General features: G+C 64.3%; 6 protein-coding genes. 1 reads left to right on the top strand and 5 read right to left on the bottom strand.

Annotation, left to right across the window (positions count from 1 at the left end):
• Window positions 1-385, bottom strand: a 385-nt coding sequence (locus tag ACE3S9_RS14880; protein ID WP_374547263.1) for a sigma-70 family RNA polymerase sigma factor, incomplete at its 3' end; no start/stop codon positions are given.
• A 251-nt stretch (window positions 386-636) separates the two neighbouring features.
• Between ACE3S9_RS14880 and ACE3S9_RS14875 the strand changes: the two genes are divergently transcribed.
• Complete coding sequence (locus tag ACE3S9_RS14875; RefSeq protein ID WP_374547262.1) at window positions 637-1,836, top strand: aromatic amino acid transaminase; 1,200 nt, start codon at window positions 637-639, stop codon at window positions 1,834-1,836.
• Between the two features lie 67 nt (window positions 1,837-1,903).
• Here ACE3S9_RS14875 and ACE3S9_RS14870 read toward each other — a convergent pair whose 3' ends face one another.
• The 4 genes from ACE3S9_RS14870 to ACE3S9_RS14855 form a co-directional block, all read right to left on the bottom strand.
• A complete protein-coding gene (locus tag ACE3S9_RS14870) occupies window positions 1,904-2,485 on the bottom strand; it encodes a hypothetical protein (protein WP_374547261.1) in 582 nt (193 codons plus the stop codon).
• A gap of 56 nt (window positions 2,486-2,541) precedes the next feature.
• Window positions 2,542-3,126, bottom strand: coding sequence for a histidine phosphatase family protein (locus tag ACE3S9_RS14865; RefSeq protein ID WP_374547260.1), 585 nt, complete (start codon window positions 3,124-3,126; stop codon window positions 2,542-2,544).
• Between the two features lie 49 nt (window positions 3,127-3,175).
• Window positions 3,176-3,967: a CbtA family protein gene (locus tag ACE3S9_RS14860; RefSeq protein WP_374547259.1), complete on the bottom strand. Its 792-nt coding sequence runs from the start codon at window positions 3,965-3,967 to the stop codon at window positions 3,176-3,178.
• A 120-nt stretch (window positions 3,968-4,087) separates the two neighbouring features.
• Window positions 4,088-4,309 (bottom strand): CbtB-domain containing protein, encoded by a 222-nt coding sequence (locus ACE3S9_RS14855; RefSeq protein ID WP_374547258.1) that lies wholly within the window; start codon window positions 4,307-4,309, stop codon window positions 4,088-4,090.
• Between the last annotated feature and the right edge of the window lie 530 nt (window positions 4,310-4,839).

Below are 4,839 nucleotides of genomic sequence, written 5' to 3'. Positions count from 1 at the left end.
TCGCGGTGGTGCCCATCTTCACGAGGCTCCACGAACGCAAAATATACTCTTGAATCGACGCGCGGATCCACCACATGGCATATGTGGCCAGGCGGAAACCCTTGTCCGGCTCGAACCGCTTCACCGCCTGCATCAGGCCGATATTGCCCTCGGAGATCACTTCGCCGATCGGCAGGCCATAGCCGCGATAGCCCATGGCGATCTTTGCGACGAGCCGGAGGTGGGAGGTGACGAGACGATGCGCGGCCTGTGAGTCGGAATGCTCGCGCCAACGCTTGGCGAGCGTATATTCCTCCTGAGGCTCCAGCATCGGGAAACGCCGGATTTCATCAAGATAGCGCGTCAGGCCATTTTCGCCTGCGAGAATGGGAAGCGCAGCAGCCATCAAACCCTCCTTGAGCCGAACGCCCGGAAGCGGCGCGTTCGAAGCGGTCGCAACTGCCGACCGCCAACAGGAACATATAGGGACCAGAAACCGTGGCTGAAAGAGGGCGAAGCTCTTAACGCCAGATTACAATTCAGTAACCCGGCGCCGGTGCGCTTGTTCCCTTTCCGCATCGACGGAAATGCAACTGGCGTGTGACGTATAAAATGCGCTAACAAGCGGCCAACATCAAAGCAAAGCCGAGCGCATCCATGCAAAACAGCCTTTTCGCAAATGTTGAGGAGCTTCCGCGCGACCCGATCCTGGGCTTGACGGAGGCCTTTGTCGCGGACAAGTCGCCGAGCCGCGTCAATCTCGGCGTCGGCGTCTATCAGGACGAGAACGGCAAGGTGCCGCTGCTGGCTTGCGTGAAACAGGCCGAAGAGGCGCTGCTGGCCAAGACGGCGCCGCACAGCTATGTGCCGATCGACGGCCTGCCAGCCTATGACGCCGCGGTGGCGCAGATGGTGTTCGCCGATTCGGCCGATCTCGCCAAGATCGCGACGGTTCAGGCGCTCGGCGGCACCGGCGCGCTGAAGCTGGGCGCTGAGTTGATCCGCGTCATTTCGCCTCAGGCCAAGGTCTGGATCAGCGATCCGAGCTGGGAAAACCATCGCGCTTTGTTCACGGCGGCCGGCTTCACGGTCGAGACCTATCCCTATTACGGCGCCGACGGCGAGCTGGATTTCGCCGGCCTGATCGCGACCCTGTCACAAATCCCCGCCGGGGACGTCGTGCTGCTGCACGCCTGCTGCCACAACCCCACCGGCCTCGACCTGTCGCAGGACCAATGGCGGCAGATCGCGAAGATCGTGCGCGAGCGCGGCCTGACCCCCTTCCTCGACACGGCCTATATGGGCTTCGCGGAAGGGCTGGAGGCCGACGCCTTTTCGGTGCGTCTGTTCGCCTCGGATGGCGGGCCTTTGTTCGTGTCCTTCTCCTTCTCCAAGTCGCTGTCGCTCTATGGCGAGCGCGTCGGCGCGCTCAGCGTGCTGACCGCCAGCGCGCAGGAGAAGGCTCGCGTGCTGAGCCAGCTCAAGCGCATCGCCCGCATCACTTATTCCTCGCCGCCCGGTCATGGCGCGGCGGCGGCGGCGCTGGTGCTGGCCGATCCCACTTTGCGCGCGCAATGGGACGCGGAGCTGGGCGGCATGCGCGAGCGCATCAAGACCATGCGCAAGCTGCTGGCCGAAAAGCTCTCCGAGCGCCTGCCGGGCCGCGATTTCTCCTATATCACGCGCCAGAACGGCATGTTCTCCTATTCGCGGCTGACCAAGCCGCAGGCCATCGCCTTGCGCGAGACCTATGCGGTCTATGCTCTGGACAGCGGCCGCATTTGCGTCGCGGCGCTGAACGCGAAGAACATCGATTATGTCAGCGAATGCGTCGCCAAGGTGATGACCGAGGTCTGATCCGCTTCGTGATGCGCTTTCCAGCCCTGCCCGACCGATCGGGCGGGGCTTTTTTGCGTCAAAACGGTCAGGAGCGGAAGCGCACGGCCAGCCAGACGCCGCCGATCGCGGCTAGCGCGACGCTCGCCAGCGACAACAGGCTGACCGGATGGAACGGGATCTCGCTCCAATTGGGTCCGATGAATTCGGCGGAGTCGAATGGTTCGTCGCTGAAGCGGCACAGCACGAGCGAGGCGTTGTTCTGTTGCATGTCCTGCTCGATCCGGTCGGCGAGAGCGCGGACTGCGGGCGCGCGCTCGCCCGGCAAGGTCAGGAGATGCATCAGCAATGCCTTGGTCCCGGCCAGATAGGCGTGGCTGCATTCATTGAACGGGCTGCTCTCGTCCTCGATCCCGCCCGGAACCAGACCCCACAGGCAGGCGAAATATTGCAAGGCGACATAGCCCTGCAGCCGCCGCAGCGTCGGATCGGTCGGCGTCTGCTCATCCGCCAGTTTCAGGATTTCCAACCGATGAGCGGCGATGACGACCATCTGGCCGTGGGTCAGGCCGGGAATGCGAAGGCCCTGGACGGAACCGTCCGGTGTCGCGCGAAGGTGATGGGCGGAAACAGGCGCGGCCGGCGCGGCGATCAGCAACGCGGCCGCCACGGCTAACCCGCGCGTCCTCGTCGCGCATCGCAGCGCCAGCATGACAAGCGCCCGGATCATTTGCGTCCGGCCTCGGACCGCATCGGCCCGATCGAGGCCAATGTCCAGCGCCGGCCGTCGCCATTGAGGCGGGTCAGGGACAAAGGCGCGACGTCGATCCGCCAGAAGGCGCGCGGCCCCGCCTCGATGGCGTGGACGATGGCCGCCCGAATCACCGAGGCATGGGTGATGGCGACGGTCAGGCCCGACGTCTCCTTTTGCGCGTCCAGCCAATGGGCCACCCGCGCCAACAGATCCTGCACGGATTCACCGCCATGCGGAGCGGCGTCCGGCGCCCGCAGCCAGTCCGCGATCGCCTCAGGCTCGTCCGCCTGTATCTCGGCCAGCGCGCGTCCGGCCCAGCGGCCATAGTCGCATTCGCGCAGCAGCGGCTCCACGGCGGCGTCGAGGCTCAGCGCCTCAGCCGTCTGTCGCGCCCGGAGGCTGGGGCTGACGAAACAGCGATCCGCGCGATGCAGATTATGGGGCAGGCCGGCCAAAACGGCCCGGGCCTTGTCGTCAAGCGGTTCGTCCGCCGGAAATCCGGCGTCGCGCGTGGCGGCGGTGGGGGCATGGCAGAGCAGCTTCAGACGAATGGTCATGTCGCAGCCGCTTCGCCACGCTCTGATGTCGGACCGGGGAGGCTCCGGCTCAAACAGCCGCCGTCTTAAGCCGCGCGCCGTTGGTCTCGGCGATCGCGGCGCGTTCCGTCCAGGCGCCGAAGCCGAGGCCGAGCACCGCCCACAGGATCAATTGCGCGCCGAGCGACGTGATGCGGAACTGCCAGAGCACCGGCGCCGGGAAGCCTTCCGGCACTTCATTGACGCCCGGAAGCGCCAGCGAGACGACGACCATCACAGCAATATAGCCCACAGCGGCGATCAGCGCCGCGTTCCAGCCGCCGAAGCGGGCGTTGAGCCTGAGGCGCAGCGAACCCGCCGCGATCATCGCGGCGAGCGAAATCAGGATGATGGCGAAGTAAAGCGCCGTCCTCATACCGATGGTTTCGGGATTGCCGACCGACGGCGGATTGGCGGGATATTTGAGATTCGGCACGATGTAGACCGCGACGAGACCGGCCAACGCGAGCAAGGCCGAGGCGGCTCGCGGCCCGAAATCGCCCATGCGGCCATAAGCGAAAGCGAAAACCAGCGCGAACAGGCCGCCGAAGGCCGCGCTATAGATGATGACGCCGGTCAACAGGCCGATTCCGCCCTGGACTTCGCGGCTGACCAGTTCGGGTTCGGGCTCTTCCTTGGGCAGGTCGATCCCCTTGGCCTTGGCTTCGTCGATCCTGGCCTGGGCCTTAGCCTCATCCATCGCCGATTCGAAGGCGATGGCGCGATCCACCAGCGGTTCGCCGACGATTTTCAGAAAGCCGAATGACAAAAGGCCGGCGATCAGGCCGACCAGCATGCCGCGCGCGAGCAATTTTCCGACCATGTTCAGATCCGTTCAGGCAATGCAAACCGGGGCCCGACTGGCAAGCGGTCGCGGGCCCTTCATTGGCAGCAAATTGAAGACGTGCGGGACCGCAGGCGATCCCTCAGGCGAACGTCCGCCTCAGTGGCAGGGGAAGCCGAGCAGATGGCGGCCGTCATGCACGAATTCATGCACATACATGCCTTTGAACAGCGAGGTCGCGCCCTGTTCGGCGCCGATGAAATAGATCGCCAGGATCAGAAGCAGGCCGGCGAAAATCGCCCAGGGCAGCACTTCGCGCAGCGGAAGGGCGACCGGGTGGGCGACCGGACCGGACTTGGGGGCGTAGGTAATCGTGGACATGGATGAAACTCCTTGGATTTCGCGTCCAGTTCGAGGCTGCCTGATCGTGCGGGGGGTCTGACTTACATCGTAGCCTTGCCAAGCCCGATGATCACAGTGGCGCGACCGTGCCGGCTTCCAACCGGCTTCCGCACCGCACGATGATGCAATCCGGGAAATATAGCCCGGTTGCGGCGCGGCAGGCAAGCCCCGTGGAGCTGCTGGTAGCGCCTCAGTTTGAATTTTGAGATTGCCGCTTCGGCGGCTTTCGGCTTGAAGCGGTCCTATAAAACGAAATTTCCTGTGGGGGGCGATAACCGAAACCCTCGGAAGTGGCCATTTGTTGGCCGGCATCAAAACAGGTAATAGGTTTTGTCGTCGAGCAAGCCAGTAGACGTTAATCTCTGCGGAAGGCGCTGGCAGACGATGAAGGCGCTACAGTCAACGAAGCCGCTCGTCATCGATATTGACTGTTCCCAAGCGGATCATGGCAGGGATCAGGCGCAGCCAAGCGCCCACCCCTTGCAGGCGGCTCCCGAAAGCGGCGTCGC

Origin of the sequence: Rhodoblastus sp., assembly GCF_041915505.1 — a bacterium.
Classification (GTDB): Bacteria; Pseudomonadota; Alphaproteobacteria; order Rhizobiales; family Beijerinckiaceae; genus Rhodoblastus.
The sequence above is the reverse complement of the archived record's forward strand: the minus strand, read 5'-3'. Positions and strand labels throughout refer to the sequence as shown.